The sequence below is a fragment of the Sphingomonas sp. jy18 genome (assembly GCF_056931895.1).
This window is the reverse complement of record NZ_JBXPBT010000002.1, coordinates 668931-682619: the sequence shown is the minus strand read 5'-3', so window position 1 is coordinate 682619 and position 13689 is coordinate 668931. Positions and strand designations below refer to the sequence as shown.

The window sequence follows — 13689 nt, the reverse complement described above, 5'->3', positions numbered from 1 at the left end:
TTGGAGGGACTGCCGTGCGCTCGCTGTTCGAGCGGACTTTGGATGCGCTTCCGGACGGCGTCCTACTAACCGACTCCGAGCGTCGCGTAGTCTATGCGAATCGCTCTTTTGCTCAGCTCTGGAAGATTCCAGACGAATTGGTGAGCACGAAGAACGAGCTCGGCATGCTCACTTTCGTGACGGACCAACTGCTGGACCCGGAGGGTTTCCTTCGCGAGGTGGATCGGCTGCAGCTGGCCCAGGAGACCTCCGAGGACGAAATTCTGCTCAAGGACGGCCGCATTTTTTCGCGGCGCAGTGTGCCGTTCGATGAAGGTGGAAGGTTGGCTGCGCGAATCTGGATTTTTACGGATATCACCGAAGCACGCAGCGCCAGTATCGACGCGTTGACGGGAATACCGAACCGGCATGCCTACTCACGACAATTTCCAGAATATCTCAACACGGCCAACGATGGCCTATTCCGATCCGTCGCCATTCTCGATATCGACAATTTCAAAAGCTACAATGACAGGCATGGCCATGCGGCTGGAGACGACGTTCTGCGCCAAATAGGCACGGTTCTGCGCACGCATTTAACAAATGCCGACGATCTTTTTTTCCGGATCGGCGGCGAGGAGTTTCTCATGGCGTGTCGTACACGCGCCGCTCTGGACGCACACACTTTTTTTGAGGCATTGCGGAATCGAGTCGGTGCGTTGGCAATTACACACCCCGGGAACCAACCCTACGGTGTGGTGACGGTTTCGATGGGGCTTGGGATTTTTGAAGGGCCACAATCGCCGGCCGACGTCTTTCACCAGGTTGATGCGGCGTTGTATCAATCCAAGCATCTGGGCCGGAACAGGGTAACTATCTGGCGCCTCTAGTGCCAGTGTTATCATGGATGGACGACGCCCCGACACGCTATAGTTTCGCGGCAGAGGCGGCCGCGAGCGCGGACTTATCCTTCACAAGTTCATGGAGGAGGTGCTGCCGGGGAAATCGGAAAATCTCGAGCGGCTATCGACTGATCGACCGCCAGACTAGAGCCATCCCTTGCGACCAAAATATGTGCATACATCTCGTGTTCCCTCAAGATCGAAAGTATAACGTCGCCTGCGACACTGCCTCAACTTTTTCGGTGGTCCGTGTTCTTTTTTCCATGCCTGTAGCCCAAAAATATGAGCGTAGGTCTCCACCGCCAAAGACCTCCGGCTATGGAATCGATGCATTCGGCGATGCATCCAAAAACCAATGGTGCGGCCGAAAGAATTGACGTTTAGAAGTACGATGCTGGTAGATTTATTCCCAGTGCGACCAAAATAGACATCAGCTACATTGCGCCACAGAGCTTGCCCTCAATAGAGCCCGGTCTGAATATCCGATCCGCGCACCATGGTCGGATCGACTGGACAGCGATCGGCTATCCCAAGAATCATCTGGCGCTGTCGTCATTGAGTGATTGAGTGGCCCTTCGAGTACAATCGTTCGTGTGAAAAGATCGGTGGGCATCATGTCGGAACGTTTCGAATGCACGACTGTCATTCGCGCTCGCTCAGGCGGGAGACTCTTGCGTTGTGCAGATAACCGCATGGCCATCGTCGTGCAGGCGGCAAGCCCTGCAGCAAATCGTAGGGTGAAGGACCATAGCCGAGACCGCCAAGGCTTTATCAGCTCATCTGCGATACCTGCTCAATCTCGAACGGGGCCGCCACTTCATGCACGGGCGACGTCAACAATGACGATGTCTAGATCTCGCAGTGCGCGGCTACCTACTCCTCCATCGAGTTCCTGTCCTAAGGGATGTTGTATCTATCCTGGGTCGCGGCAAGAGCAATCGCGCCGGGATTTCGGGCCGAGGGCGTTGTTGATGATCAATGGTCGATCACTTGCGTATCCCGAGTCTGCGGACAGCCCGCGCCCGTTTCTCGAGCCACCACCCGAACTCCGGGTGCCACATCCCATGAACCCCGTCGGCGCCAAGTTCGCGGGCCGCCTGCAATGGCCAGTTCGGGTCCTCCAGCAGTTCGCGACCGAGTGCGACGAGGTCGATATCGCCTTGGTCGATCGAGCGGTCGACCAGCTTCGGGTCCCAAAGAAGTCCGACACCGATCGTCGCGATGCGTGCTGCCGTCTTCACCCGCGCGGCGAGGGCGAGCTGATAGCCGTGCTCGAGGGTCATGCCCTGCGGACGTTCCCGTCCTGAGATGCCGCCGCTTGAGCAGTCGATCGCGTCGACGCCGAGGTCCTTCAGTCGTTGTGCGAGGTAGATTGTGTCGTCCACTTGCCAGCCCTCGGGATGCCAGTCGGTGACCGATAGGCGGAAGACCAGTGGGTATTCGTCTGGCCAAACCTCGCGGATCGCTGCGGCGATCTCGAGTGCCAGACGGCATCGTCCTTCGAGGCTTCCGCCGTAGTCATCGCGCCGTTGGTTCGCGAGCGGCGAGTAAAACTGGTGGATGAGAAACCCATGCGCGGCGTAGACCTCGATCACCCGGAAGCCGGCCTCGCGTGCTCGCTCAGCGGCAATTCGGAACGACGCGATCACTTCCCTGATGTCCTCGATGCTCATCGCGGCCGGAGCAGGCCAGCCTTCCGCGTATGGGATCGCACTCGGCCCGAGTGCAGCCCACGGTTTTTCACCGCGCTGTGCGATGTCTTCCGAGTCGACCGGTGTCTCACCGTGCCAGGGGCGGCGTTCGCTCGCCTTGCGGCCCGCATGGGCGAGCTGGATGCCTGCAACTGCTCCCTCTTGCGAGAGGAAGCGAGTGACCGCCGCGAGCCGGTCGATGTGGGCGTCCGACCATATCCCGAGGTCGCCATGTGTACGCCGGCCATGCTCCTGCACCGCAGTAGCCTCGCAGAACACCAGCGCGGCGCCTCCGAGTGCGAACCGACCGAGGTGGACCAAGTGCCAGTCGTTCGCCACGCCGTGCTGCGCGCGGTACTGGCTCATCGGTGAGACGACCACCCGGTTCTTTAGCGTTACACCGCGCAGCAGGAATGGTTCAAACAGCGTCATCTGGTACGTCTCTCTTCGTTGTAATTGGCTTTGGTCTGCTTCGAGCGGTGTCGTCATTGGGGTTGCACGATCCGCCACGATGCCGACCCTCGCAGCGTCCAGCCACGCAGAATCTCGAGTCCTGACAAACCGTCCGATGACGGAGGTGCAGTCGGCGCAGCGCAGCATACAGGGCCGCGTACATACGCGGTTTCGCCCGCAAGCGGCTGGCTGCGATCGTGATCGCGCTGCCACGCGACGTCGCCGAGCTCACGATGCTCGCGAAGGAAGATTACATTTTTCCGCATGCCCAAAATACGCCGGACTGGTTTGCCTCACCGGAGCCGTCACGACGCAGGCTCCGAGCAGCCCAGAGCAGACCCTCAAGCCGCGTGCCCCGCCATGCGTTCCGCTCGTGTAACTTCAATCGCCTCCTGGGCAGCCATGATTCCAGCCTTTGGATCGTCCAAGGCTGCCGGCAGAGAAACGATGACGGCGGTCACACCTTGAGTTTTAGTCCATTTGTTCTAGAATGCATCGGCGCGGACAATATGGCAAGACGCGAAGCTGGAATTTGCGAGAGCGCCGGATGGCAAGACCAAGAGAATTCGATGAGGAAGCCGTGCTCGACGCAGCAATGCAGTGCTTCTGGCGCCGCGGATACGAGGCAACATCCGTGCGCGATCTTATCGACAAGACCCGGATCACCGGTGCGAGCCTTTACAACGCATTCGGGGATAAACGCGCGCTCTTCATCAAATCGCTGGACCGTTATGTCGAACACAGCGTTGCGGATCGGATCCGGCGTTGCGAGGCATTGCCGCCCCGCGAAGCCATCGAAGCGTTCTTTTCCGATGTCTTGAAGCGCTCGCTTGAGGATCCTGAGCGCAAGGGATGCATGCTCGTGAACACCGCGCTCGACGCGGCACCCCCCGACGAAGCGTTCCGGGAAAACGTCGCGGCCGTGCTCATGCGCATCGAGATGTTTTTCCTGGGCCGAATAGAGTCGGGTCAGGCCGATGCCACGATCGCATCACTGCTGCCGGCAGAGGATATGGCACGGCATCTCCTGAGCGTGCTGATGGGATTGCGCGTGCTCGCGCGCGTGCGACCCGAGCCAGCTTTGCTGAAGGGAATCGTAGCGTCGGCTCTCGGAATGCTCGATTGCGCAAGAAAGGAAAAGGCTTTGCCCGCGATCTGATCAGATAGCATAGAGCACCTGATGCGGGATCATCGAGGACAGGGCTCTCTCTCTCTCTCTCTTTCTCTTTCTCTGTCGGAATGCGTTGCGGAGATCATCTAGGGCTGCGCACGACTTCACCGGCCCGGGAATTATACCGCTGGGCCGCCGCGGCATCCAGGCTCCTTTTATCAGGCCGTGAGCGGCCGAAGTTTCTGGATGAGGCTCTCCGCGTCGAGCTGAAACCCGTTATACACGACGCGACCATCGGGTGCGATCACCACAAACCATGGGGTTCCGCCGGACCGGTAGGCCTCCATGATTGCTGGCGCAGCGTCTACTGAGCCCGAGCCCGCGACAGCATGACCAAATGGAAGACGCAGTCCATATCGGCGTTGGTTTTCCCGCAGACGATCGAAGGTATTGACTTCCGAACCCTCGAACACAGTCTGTATCGCCGCCAAGCCAACTCCCTTATCGCGAAATTCCTCGGCAAGGGTCACGAATGTGGGAAAACCATGTGCATGACAGCCTGCACACCAATCCTGAAAGAAGTACAATATTTTGAAACCTTGCCCCAACTCGGCCAAGGTCAAGGAGCTACGCTCGTCACCATTTTCATCGATCCACCGGATATTCTCCAGCGGAGGGGCAGGCAGACCCACAATTCCCGTTTCCATGAAGCCCTCCGATGTCGGCTCGCGGCGTTAAACCACGAGCCGCAGGTTTGCTAAGCGGCAGCACCGGCCCTGCGCGGCAACACCCAGTCCGGACGTGCAAAGTGGCAGGTGTACCCGTGGGGAATTCGCTCGAGATAATCCTGATGCTCGGGCTCTGCCTCCCAGAAATCACCGACTGGCTCGACCTCGGTGACGACCTTGCCTGGCCATAGGCCCGACGCTTCAACATCTGCAATCGTATCGAGCGCAACGGCCTTCTGCTGGTCGTTGGTAAAATAGATCGCGGAACGGTAGCTCGCGCCTCGGTCGTTCCCCTGACGGTTGAGCGTCGTCGGGTCGTGGATCTGGAAGAAGAACTCAAGCAATCGGCGATAGGTGGTCTGAGAGGGATCGAAGGTGATCTCGATCGCCTCGGCATGAGTGCCGTGATTGCGATATGTCGCATTCGGCACATCGCCGCCCGTGTAACCGACACGGGTGGAGATTACACCGGGCAGCTTGCGGATAAGATCCTGCATGCCCCAGAAGCAGCCGCCGGCGAGAACAGCGCGTTCAGTCGTCATCAGATATCCTCCACCTGGTTGAGATATTCACCGTAACCTTGGCTCTCCATCTCGCCGCGGGGTACGAAGCGCAGCGAAGCCGAATTGATACAGTAACGCAGGCCACCGCGATCGCTAGGCCCGTCGGGGAAAACGTGGCCGAGATGGCTATCGCCATACGTCGAACGCACTTCCGTCCGGATCATACCGTGGCTGTTGTCGCGTAGTTCATTCACGTTCGCAGGTTCGATCGGCTTGGTGAAGCTCGGCCATCCGCAGCCCGACTCGTATTTGTCGGACGATGCGAACAGGGGTTCGCCTGAGACGATATCGACATAAACGCCGGGTTCCTTATTATGGAGAAGCGCACCGGTTCCTGGTCGCTCGGTCGCACTCTGCTGCGTCACCCGATATTCCTCAGGTGACAGCTTGGCGATAGCAGCTTCTGTCTTCTTGTAGGCTGTCATGGATTCCTCCTTCGAACTCATACCCGAGAAAATGGATATTCGATCCGAAGGTGTCCAATACGCCGCAACTATAGTTTTGATGTTGTCACCGGCATGCACTGGGAACGCTTGTGTGGTCGCCGCACCATAAAGGCCCGCGCCTTCACGGAATTCACGACCACACATACCGCTCTATCAGTACACGGAGCTGCCGCAGCGCCGTTGCCGTTCCAGATCCCGAAATCGATTGGAATGCCACCGTGCGCGACAGGTCGAGCGTATCGACCGGGCGTAACGTCAAGCCCTCTACGATTGCCGAACGTTCAGGCAGCATGCAAACGCCCGCGCCCGATGCCACGGCTTGTTGAATCAAATCCTCCCGTTCGGATCTGAGCCGTGGGATCATGAAAATCGCGCGCTCGTTCAAATGGTTTTGCACGCGCGTGCGGAATTCGCACTGGAGGCGATCGAGGTAAGGCTGTTCCGATAGCTCGACAAGAGACACCGAGGCTTGGCTTGCCAGGCTGTGTCCATGCGCCATCGCCAGTAACAGTCGCTCACGGAACATTTCAACGGTTGCAATCTTGGTGTTTCCGGCCGCTGGATCCGTGCAGAAGCACCCGTCAATTTGACCGCCGAGCAGGCGCTCCATCCCCTCGTCGCGGGTGATCGGCTGAAGAACCAGTTCAAGCATCGGCATCTGTCGAAGGGCGTGTTTCAGAAATTCCGTAATCAGTGCTGGCGCGATGGTATTCACGATACCCAGCGTCAAGGTCTCGCGGCGGCCGCGAACCCGATTGAGGGATATTGCCCGAACCCGCTGTTCGCGGTCGGCGATCGCAGCGAATTCGGATCGTATGTCGCGGCCGAGCGTTGTCAGTCGACTGTCTTTTCCATCGCGATAGACCAACGTTCCGCCCAACTCCTGTTCGAGCCGCTGGATCGCGCGGGTGAGCGTGGGCTGAGACACCCCGCTGCGCATGGCTGCTTCGGTGAAGTTGAGGGTGTCTGCCAGGTTCAGGAAATATCGAATCTGGTTGAGTTCCATTGTTCTTCCTTCGTCGCCTACTCAAGCATCGACTTCAGACCGGACAAGCACCGTCGGCCGAAGGGATGCTTCCGTACAGAAACTATACACGCGGCGATGTCACGGTAATGACTTGTGAGGAGCCCCCCGCGATAGACGCTCTTGTGAGGTGGTCCCGCCTTCTTGGACAGTTTGGCGGCGAAGTTAAGCTACTCCCGGATGTGATTATCCCGCCAGTAGGCATTGTTGCGCAAATCCTCTGAAGGCCGGAGTGCCCTTTCCCTGGACAGACCTATCCTACGCGCTGCGTGAGCGGCGTTCCGAGGGCGGTGAAGCGGTTCAGGATTGCGGCCTGATCTGAAGCTCGGCGACCTGCCTTTCGAAGTCGCGGGACATGACGTGCGCTCCTAGGAGCTTGAAGCAGCGCATCTTGGTCTCGACTAGAGTCCGAACTCGCTACAAACACCGGATGGCGGCAGCGAGACTAATGGTATTTTGATCGCATGCTGCGTTAGGGCTTGGCGGTCATGAGTCGACAGGCGAGCTCGTGGTCAGCCCAACGCGTCGCGAAGGTGTCGGAAACCTCGAACCAACTGCCGTCATTCCCGGCGCCGTGATAGAGGCCCATGCAAGAACATTGGCACTCATGCCCGATAGCGTTCTGACACGTTGGGGAGCATTTCTCCTGCTCGCGGTAAGGCTGAATAACGTAGACCTTGCTGTACTTCGCCAACGCCCGTTCGACGAAATCGTTGAACCAAGCTTTCGGCAATTCCCAGTATTTCTTGCCGTCAATCCAGACCGGGCTTTCCAAGCCGGATTACCGACGATCCGATCCTCCAGATAGCGATGCCCGAACCCGACCCATATCCCCTGGCTGAGGAGCGCCGCCTTTTCTACGTCGCGCTCACGCGGGCTCGCCGTCAGGTTCGCATTTGCACCCTGGCCGATGCGCCGTCGCGCTTTCTGATCGAGCTAGCGAGAACCGGCGCAGTGGAGATCGAAGCGGAGGAAGGCGTTCTGAGCCCGTGCCCGAAGTGCGGCTGCGGCACCATGAAGCGGTACGACGGCCAATATGGCCCGTTCGAGGCATGCAGCACCCACCCTCGTTGTGATTTCAAGCGCAACATCTCGGTGGAAAGTTCCCGTGCGGGGGCACCGTCCAATCGGGTGAGGATCGCACGCCCGATGTCAGTTGGAGATTATTGTCCCACCTGTGGTGATGGATCGATGGTCGTTCGTTCCGGCGGAGCATATCAACCGTTCCTGGCTTGCTCGGGTTATCCTTCCTGCAAGACTACCGCTGCCCTTGACGGAGGCACTGAGGGTGGCGCAACTCGGAGGCAGACGTTGCCCGGTTGATCATCTAGCCGGAACCGGCTCGCGGACGGCTCCAGATGCTCCACCGAATCGGCGAGATAGAAGCCTGAGCCGGAAGGGATTGGATTGAGCGCCGTGCATCAAAGGAATTCACTGCGCGCGCCGATGATCGCTCGTGACCATCACAATAGCGCACCAAATGCCGATCCCCAATCCCGGCACCACCTCTGGAATCACTTAGAAAAAATGCTTGCATTTCAATATGATAAAGCAAGTCGTAGGATGATCCACAACCACCCTGGCGGAGACCCGTCGCCCAGCAAACAGGATATCGCCATCACCCGTGAAATCGTGGAGGCGTGCCGGCGGCTGGGGATTGCCGTGCACGATCATGTCATCGTCGGGCGCGACGGCAGCTACAGCATGCGCAGCCACGGCCTGATCTGAGCGACTCGCCAGCGCGCGACGGCGCTGATAGGGGCGCTCCATCTTTCGTCCCGGTTCAGGAGCCTGCCGATGATCCCCCGCTACGCCCGCCCGGCGATGACCGCCATCTGGGAGCCCGAGGCGCGCCTTCGCATCTGGTTCGAGATCGAGGCGCACGCGACCGAGGCGCTCGCCGATCTCGGCGTGGTGCCGCAGGCGGCTGCGAAGGCGCTGTGGGACTGGTGGGCAACCCGGCCGGCGATCGACGTGCCTGCGATCGACGCGATCGAGGCGGTGACCAAGCATGACGTCATTGCCTTCCTGACGTGGGTGTCCGAGCAGGTGGGCGCCCATAGCGGCGAGAATTGGGCGCGCTTCATGCACCAGGGCATGACGTCGAGCGATGTGCTCGATACCTGCCTGTCGGTGCAACTGACCAAGGCCGCCGACCTGCTGATCGCCGACCTCGACGAATTGCTCGCCGCCATCCGGCGCCGGGCGATGGAGCACAGATATACCCCGACCATCGGCCGCAGCCATGGCATCCATGCCGAACCGACCACCTTCGGGCTCAAGCTGGCGCAGGCCTATGCCGAATTCGAGCGCAACCGCGCGCGGCTGGTGGCGGCGCGGGCGGATGTGGCCACCTGCGCGATCTCCGGCGCGGTCGGCACCTTTGCCAACATCGATCCGCGCGTGGAATCGCATGTTGCGGCCAAGCTGGGGCTTGCTGTCGAGCCGGTGTCGACGCAGGTCATCCCGCGCGATCGGCATGCGATGTTCTTTGCAACTCTGGGGGTTATCGCCAGTTCCATCGAGCGCCTGGCAACCGAAATCCGGCATCTGCAGCGCACCGAAGTGCTGGAGGCCGAGGAATATTTCGCGCCCGGGCAAAAGGGCTCGTCGGCGATGCCGCACAAGCGCAACCCGGTGCTGACCGAAAATCTGACCGGTCTTGCCCGCATGGTGCGCGGCTATGTCACCCCCGCGCTGGAGAATGTCGCACTGTGGCATGAGCGCGACATCAGCCATTCGTCGGTCGAGCGCTACATCGGCCCGGACGCGACGATCACGCTCGATTTCGCGTTGGCCCGGCTGACTGGAGTGGTCGACAAGCTGCTGATCTACCCCGAGCGCATGCGCAAGAATCTCGATCGCATGGGCGGGCTGGTGCATTCGCAGCGCGTGCTGCTGGCCCTGACTCAGGCAGGTGTCAGCCGCGAGGACAGCTACCGCCTGGTCCAGCGCAATGCGATGAAGGTCTGGGAATCGGACGGCGCGCTGTCGCTGCTCGACTTGCTGCAGGGCGATACCGAGGTGACCGCCGCGCTCGACCACGCCCAGTTGGAAGCGCTGTTCGACCTTGGCTACCATTTCAAGGCGGTCGACGCGATATTCGAGCGGGTGTTCGGCGCCGAAGCAGCCTAATCGGACCGGAAGCGACCGACAGTTTGCACGCGCAGTGCATTCGGCTAGGCTGCCCGGCGGACAAGGAGAAACGAGATGCAGTCGGTTCGCACGGCGCTGTGGGTAGCCATGGCGGTACTTCTGACACTGTTCGCCGTGGCCAATTTCGATGAAGTGCAGGTCTGGGTGTTCCCGGGCTATCGTGCCGATACCTATGTCTCGGTGGTGGTCGTGGTCTCCTTCCTGCTCGGCTTCCTGCCCCCCTATCTGGTCAATCTCGGCAACCGCTGGCGCCTGCAGCGCAGGATCAAGCAGCAGGATGAGACAATCGCGATGCTGCGCCCTGCCCCGGCTCCCGCGCCGCCTGCCGTGCCGGCGGCGCCGGTCGTCGTGTCGTCCGAGGATGCGACGCCATGACGTCACGCGTCTTCCTGGCCATCGACACCACCGACCTTGATGCCGCGAAAGCGCTGGCCACCAAGGTCAAGACGCACATCGGCGGGCTCAAGCTGGGTCTCGAATTCTTCTGCGCCAACGGGCACCATGGCGTGCATGAGATGGCGCGCATCGGGCTGCCGCTGTTCCTCGACCTCAAGCTCCATGACATCCCCAACACGGTCGCCAAGGCGGTGCAGGCGCTCCGCCCGCTCGAACCGGCGGTGCTGACCGTGCATGCTGCGGGCGGACGGGCGATGATGGAGGATGCGAAAGCCGCCGCAAGCGACCATACCAGGGTTGTCGGCGTGACAGTGCTGACCAGCCTCGATTCGGAAGATCTCACCGCCGTCGGCATTGGCACGGACCCGGCGGGACAGGTCGCCCGGCTGACCGGCCTCAGCCACGAGGCGGGGCTGGATGGCATCGTCTGTTCGGGACACGAAGTGCGCGCAGCGAAGAAGCTGTGGCCCGGCGGCTTTTTCGTGGTGCCGGGGGTCCGCCCGGCCGGTGGCCAGCTCGCCGACCAGAAGCGGACGGTGACCCCTGCCGAGGCATCGGCCGCAGGTGCGTCGATCCTGGTGATCGGGCGCCCGATCAGCAAGGCCGAAGACCCCGATGCTGCCGCACGGGCGATTGCGGCGACGCTGTAGACCAGGCTGGGTTCCGCTCTCACCGTCATTCCCGCGAAGGCGGGAATCCATCATTTGACGGTTCGAATGGAGAAGGCGGGCGATGGATTCCCGCCTTCGCGGGAATGACGAGAGTAATAGTTACCATGCAGGCCAAGATTTGCGGGCTTTCCACGATCGAGACGCTCGATGCGTCGATCGCCCATGGCGCGAGCCATGTCGGATTCGTGCATTTCGCCAAAAGCCCCCGCCACCTTGCGCTGGAGCCGATGGCGGCGTTGCGCCGGCATGTCCCGTCCCATGTGGCGACGGTGCTGTTGCTGGTCGATCCCGATCCCGAACTGCTGTCAGAGGCGCTGCTGCGCATTCGGCCCGACATCGTGCAACTGCATGGCGAGGAATGCGTGGAAACTGTCGCAGCGATGCGCGCGCGGCATCCCGCCACCGCCTGGTGGAAGGCACTGCCCGTGCGGACCGCAGCCGATCTGGCCGCCGCAGACGCCTGGCGGGGTGTCGCCGATCGTATCCTCTATGACGCCAAGCCACCCGAGGGCTCCGATCTGCCGGGCGGCAACGGCCTGCGCTTCGACTGGGGCCTGCTGGTCGGCCACCGCCACCCGCTGCCCTGGGTCCTGTCGGGCGGCCTCGACGCGGCCAATGTGGCGGAAGCGGTGCGGATGACGGGTGCCGAGATTGTCGATGTTTCCTCCGGCGTCGAGCGCGCGCCGGGGGTGAAGGATGCCGGCAAGATCGGGGAGTTTCTCGCTGCTCTTTCACGGTAATGCGTTCCCCTGCGCAGGCAGGGGAACATGGTGTCTGCACGGTCTTGCCCCTTCCCCAACCCCGTAACCCTCATTAAAGCCACGGCCATGAACGCACCCAACAGTTTCCGCGCCCAGCCTGACGAACGCGGCCATTTCGGTGAATTTGGCGGACGCTATGTCGCTGAAACGCTGATGCCGCTGATTCTCGACCTGGAGAAAGCCTATCGCGCGGCGCAGGCCGATCCCGCCTTTGCGGCGCAGTTCGATGACCTGATGGCGCATTATGTCGGCCGCCCCAGCCCGCTCTATTATGCCGAGCGGCTGACTGAGGCGTGCCGTAAGGATGCGGCGCACGGCAAAGGCGCGCAAATTTGGTTCAAGCGCGACGAACTCAATCACACCGGCGCGCACAAGATCAACAATTGCATCGGCCAGATCCTGCTGGCCATGCGCATGGGCAAGACCCGGATCATCGCCGAGACTGGCGCGGGCCAGCATGGCGTGGCGACCGCGACGGTGTGCGCGCGGTTCGGCCTGCCCTGCACCATCTTCATGGGCGCGACCGATGTCGCGCGGCAGCAGCCCAATGTGTTCCGCATGAAGCTGCTCGGCGCGGAAGTGATCCCGGTGACAGCGGGTGCGGCGACGCTGAAGGACGCGATGAACGAGGCGCTGCGCTATTGGGTCGCCAATGTGCATGACACTTTCTACATCATCGGCACAGCGGCAGGCCCGCACCCCTACCCCGAGCTGGTGCGCGACTTCCAGAGCGTGATCGGGCGAGAGGCGCGCGCACAAATGCTGGAGCGTACCGGGCGGCTACCAGACCTGCTGGTCGCGGCGATCGGCGGGGGCAGCAATGCCATCGGCCTGTTCCACCCCTTCCTAGACGACGCGGACGTCAAGATGCTCGGCGTGGAAGCGGCGGGGCATGGGCTGGACAAGGCGCATGCCGCAAGTTTGGCGGGCGGCTTCCCCGGCGTGCTGCATGGCAACAAGACCTATCTGCTGCAGGACGAGGACGGCCAGATCACCGAGGCGCATTCGATCTCGGCGGGACTGGACTATCCCGGCATTGGCCCCGAACATGCCTGGCTGCGCGATATCGGGCGGGTGGAGTATACGTCGGTGACCGACACCGAGGCGCTGGACGGATTCCAGCTGCTGTGCCGGACCGAGGGCATCATCCCCGCGCTCGAGCCCAGCCATGCAATTGCGGCGGTGGCCAAGGTGGCACCGACGATGGACCGCGACGCGATCATCCTCGCCAATCTGTGCGGGCGGGGGGACAAGGATATTTTCACGGTGGCTGAGGCTTTGGGGGAAAAAGTTTGAGCCGTAGGCACAATCGCATTCGCCGAAGATCGAAGCAATCTGTGGCCGATGACCGCCCCGGAACCATCCGTATTTGGAAGTGGCAGCTACCGTTCCATCCGAAAGTTGGCCTTTCTTGGGTTATAATCGGGTTCCCGGTGTTTTTGGGGCTGCGGTTGATGGGGCAGATTGCTTCGGGGGACACAGAAAACGGGATTCGGTATGTGTTCTGGGCCTTTTTCATGTCTCTTGTTCTTGGCGTGATTGGCACATTCAGGAAGCACCCGCATGACTAGTCGGCTCCTTGGCGCCTTCACCAAACCCCACCCCGCCCTCGTCACCTTCGTCACCGCAGGCGATGTGCCGACTGCGCACATTCTCGATGCGCTCGTCGCTGGTGGAGCCGATGTCATCGAGCTGGGAATGCCGTTCACCGATCCGATGGCCGATGGCCCGGCGATTCAGGCGGCCAATCTGTGCGGGCGGTGGGACAAGGATATGTTCACCGTGGCTGAGGCTTTGGGGGAGCGGGT

The 13689-nt window shown here is 61.2% G+C and carries 15 protein-coding genes and 2 pseudogenes; 10 read left to right on the top strand and 7 right to left on the bottom strand.

All coding sequences use genetic code 11. From position 1 onward, the window contains the following. The first annotated feature begins 14 nt into the window (after nt 1-14). Entirely contained in the window at nt 15-869 is an 855-nt protein-coding gene (locus tag AC0QC4_RS08245) for a sensor domain-containing diguanylate cyclase (protein WP_041575655.1), read from the top strand. 998 nt (nt 870-1867) lie between these two features. On the opposite strand, the gene AC0QC4_RS08240 is transcribed toward AC0QC4_RS08245, so the two are convergent. After that, nucleotides 1868-3061, bottom strand: coding sequence for an NADH:flavin oxidoreductase/NADH oxidase (locus AC0QC4_RS08240; protein WP_197715666.1), 1194 nt, complete (start codon nt 3059-3061; stop codon nt 1868-1870). Nucleotides 3062-3572: 511 nt separating this feature from the next. Here AC0QC4_RS08240 and AC0QC4_RS08235 point away from each other — a divergent pair. Then, nucleotides 3573-4184, top strand: coding sequence for a TetR/AcrR family transcriptional regulator (locus AC0QC4_RS08235; protein WP_041575652.1), 612 nt, complete (start codon nt 3573-3575; stop codon nt 4182-4184). A gap of 170 nt (nt 4185-4354) precedes the next feature. Here AC0QC4_RS08235 and AC0QC4_RS08230 read toward each other — a convergent pair whose 3' ends face one another. The 6 genes and pseudogenes from AC0QC4_RS08230 to AC0QC4_RS08205 all read right to left on the bottom strand — a co-directional run bounded on the left by AC0QC4_RS08230 (nt 4355) and on the right by AC0QC4_RS08205 (nt 7672). Then, a complete protein-coding gene (locus AC0QC4_RS08230) occupies nt 4355-4843 on the bottom strand; it encodes a peroxiredoxin family protein (protein WP_012114951.1) in 489 nt (162 codons plus the stop codon). Nucleotides 4844-4893: 50 nt separating this feature from the next. Then, complete coding sequence (gene msrA / locus AC0QC4_RS08225) at nt 4894-5406, bottom strand: peptide-methionine (S)-S-oxide reductase MsrA (RefSeq protein WP_012114950.1); 513 nt, start codon at nt 5404-5406, stop codon at nt 4894-4896. Beyond that, nucleotides 5406-5852: a peptide-methionine (R)-S-oxide reductase MsrB gene (msrB, locus tag AC0QC4_RS08220; RefSeq protein WP_012114949.1), complete on the bottom strand. Its 447-nt coding sequence runs from the start codon at nt 5850-5852 to the stop codon at nt 5406-5408. The genes msrA and msrB overlap by 1 nt, the downstream gene beginning before the upstream one ends. 151 nt (nt 5853-6003) lie before the next feature. Next, nucleotides 6004-6879: a LysR family transcriptional regulator gene (locus AC0QC4_RS08215; RefSeq protein ID WP_012114948.1), complete on the bottom strand. Its 876-nt coding sequence runs from the start codon at nt 6877-6879 to the stop codon at nt 6004-6006. 271 nt (nt 6880-7150) lie between these two features. Then, nucleotides 7151-7308: pseudogene (locus AC0QC4_RS08210) on the bottom strand (IS5/IS1182 family transposase); the annotation flags it as partial. A gap of 61 nt (nt 7309-7369) precedes the next feature. Continuing rightward, a complete protein-coding gene (locus tag AC0QC4_RS08205) occupies nt 7370-7672 on the bottom strand; it encodes a hypothetical protein (protein WP_012114947.1) in 303 nt (100 codons plus the stop codon). Between the two features lie 35 nt (nt 7673-7707). Between AC0QC4_RS08205 and AC0QC4_RS08200 the strand changes: the two genes are divergently transcribed. From AC0QC4_RS08200 to AC0QC4_RS08165, 8 genes and pseudogenes are all read left to right on the top strand, one after another. Beyond that, on the top strand, nt 7708-8220 hold the full coding sequence (locus AC0QC4_RS08200; protein WP_012114946.1) for a topoisomerase DNA-binding C4 zinc finger domain-containing protein: 513 nt from the start codon (nt 7708-7710) through the stop codon (nt 8218-8220). A 240-nt stretch (nt 8221-8460) separates the two neighbouring features. Then, the gene (locus tag AC0QC4_RS08195; protein WP_483659310.1) at nt 8461-8625 is read left to right on the top strand and encodes a JAB domain-containing protein; all 165 of its coding nucleotides are present in this window, start codon (nt 8461-8463) and stop codon (nt 8623-8625) included. 69 nt (nt 8626-8694) lie between these two features. Then, entirely contained in the window at nt 8695-10032 is a 1338-nt protein-coding gene (gene purB / locus AC0QC4_RS08190) for an adenylosuccinate lyase (RefSeq protein WP_483659309.1), read from the top strand. Nucleotides 10033-10107: 75 nt separating this feature from the next. Then, nucleotides 10108-10428, top strand: coding sequence for a hypothetical protein (locus AC0QC4_RS08185; protein WP_483659308.1), 321 nt, complete (start codon nt 10108-10110; stop codon nt 10426-10428). Continuing rightward, the gene (gene pyrF, locus AC0QC4_RS08180; RefSeq protein WP_483659306.1) at nt 10425-11099 is read left to right on the top strand and encodes an orotidine-5'-phosphate decarboxylase; all 675 of its coding nucleotides are present in this window, start codon (nt 10425-10427) and stop codon (nt 11097-11099) included. Before AC0QC4_RS08185 ends, pyrF begins: the two co-directional genes overlap by 4 nt. A gap of 104 nt (nt 11100-11203) precedes the next feature. Beyond that, nucleotides 11204-11860 carry a phosphoribosylanthranilate isomerase gene (locus AC0QC4_RS08175; protein WP_483659304.1) on the top strand — a complete coding sequence of 219 codons (657 nt, stop codon included), beginning with the start codon at nt 11204-11206 and terminating at the stop codon, nt 11858-11860. Nucleotides 11861-11947: 87 nt separating this feature from the next. Beyond that, nucleotides 11948-13177 (top strand): tryptophan synthase subunit beta, encoded by a 1230-nt coding sequence (trpB, locus tag AC0QC4_RS08170; protein WP_483659302.1) that lies wholly within the window; start codon nt 11948-11950, stop codon nt 13175-13177. A gap of 267 nt (nt 13178-13444) precedes the next feature. Next, nucleotides 13445-13687, top strand: a pseudogene (locus AC0QC4_RS08165) (tryptophan synthase subunit alpha); the annotation flags it as partial. Between the last annotated feature and the right edge of the window lie 2 nt (nt 13688-13689).

Coding starts and splice junctions, on each gene's coding strand:
- AC0QC4_RS08175 (WP_483659304.1), top strand. CDS start 11,204: ATGACGAGAGTAATAGTTACCATGCAGGCCAAGATTTGCGGGCTTTCC.
- AC0QC4_RS08185 (WP_483659308.1), top strand. CDS start 10,108: ATGCAGTCGGTTCGCACGGCGCTGTGGGTAGCCATGGCGGTACTTCTG.
- msrA (WP_012114950.1), bottom strand. CDS start 5,406: ATGACGACTGAACGCGCTGTTCTCGCCGGCGGCTGCTTCTGGGGCATG.
- AC0QC4_RS08240 (WP_197715666.1), bottom strand. CDS start 3,061: ATGACGACACCGCTCGAAGCAGACCAAAGCCAATTACAACGAAGAGAG.
- AC0QC4_RS08230 (WP_012114951.1), bottom strand. CDS start 4,843: ATGGAAACGGGAATTGTGGGTCTGCCTGCCCCTCCGCTGGAGAATATC.
- msrB (WP_012114949.1), bottom strand. CDS start 5,852: ATGACAGCCTACAAGAAGACAGAAGCTGCTATCGCCAAGCTGTCACCT.
- trpB (WP_483659302.1), top strand. CDS start 11,948: ATGAACGCACCCAACAGTTTCCGCGCCCAGCCTGACGAACGCGGCCAT.
- AC0QC4_RS08215 (WP_012114948.1), bottom strand. CDS start 6,879: ATGGAACTCAACCAGATTCGATATTTCCTGAACCTGGCAGACACCCTC.
- pyrF (WP_483659306.1), top strand. CDS start 10,425: ATGACGTCACGCGTCTTCCTGGCCATCGACACCACCGACCTTGATGCC.
- AC0QC4_RS08195 (WP_483659310.1), top strand. CDS start 8,461: ATGATCCACAACCACCCTGGCGGAGACCCGTCGCCCAGCAAACAGGAT.
- AC0QC4_RS08200 (WP_012114946.1), top strand. CDS start 7,708: ATGCCCGAACCCGACCCATATCCCCTGGCTGAGGAGCGCCGCCTTTTC.
- AC0QC4_RS08235 (WP_041575652.1), top strand. CDS start 3,573: ATGGCAAGACCAAGAGAATTCGATGAGGAAGCCGTGCTCGACGCAGCA.
- purB (WP_483659309.1), top strand. CDS start 8,695: ATGATCCCCCGCTACGCCCGCCCGGCGATGACCGCCATCTGGGAGCCC.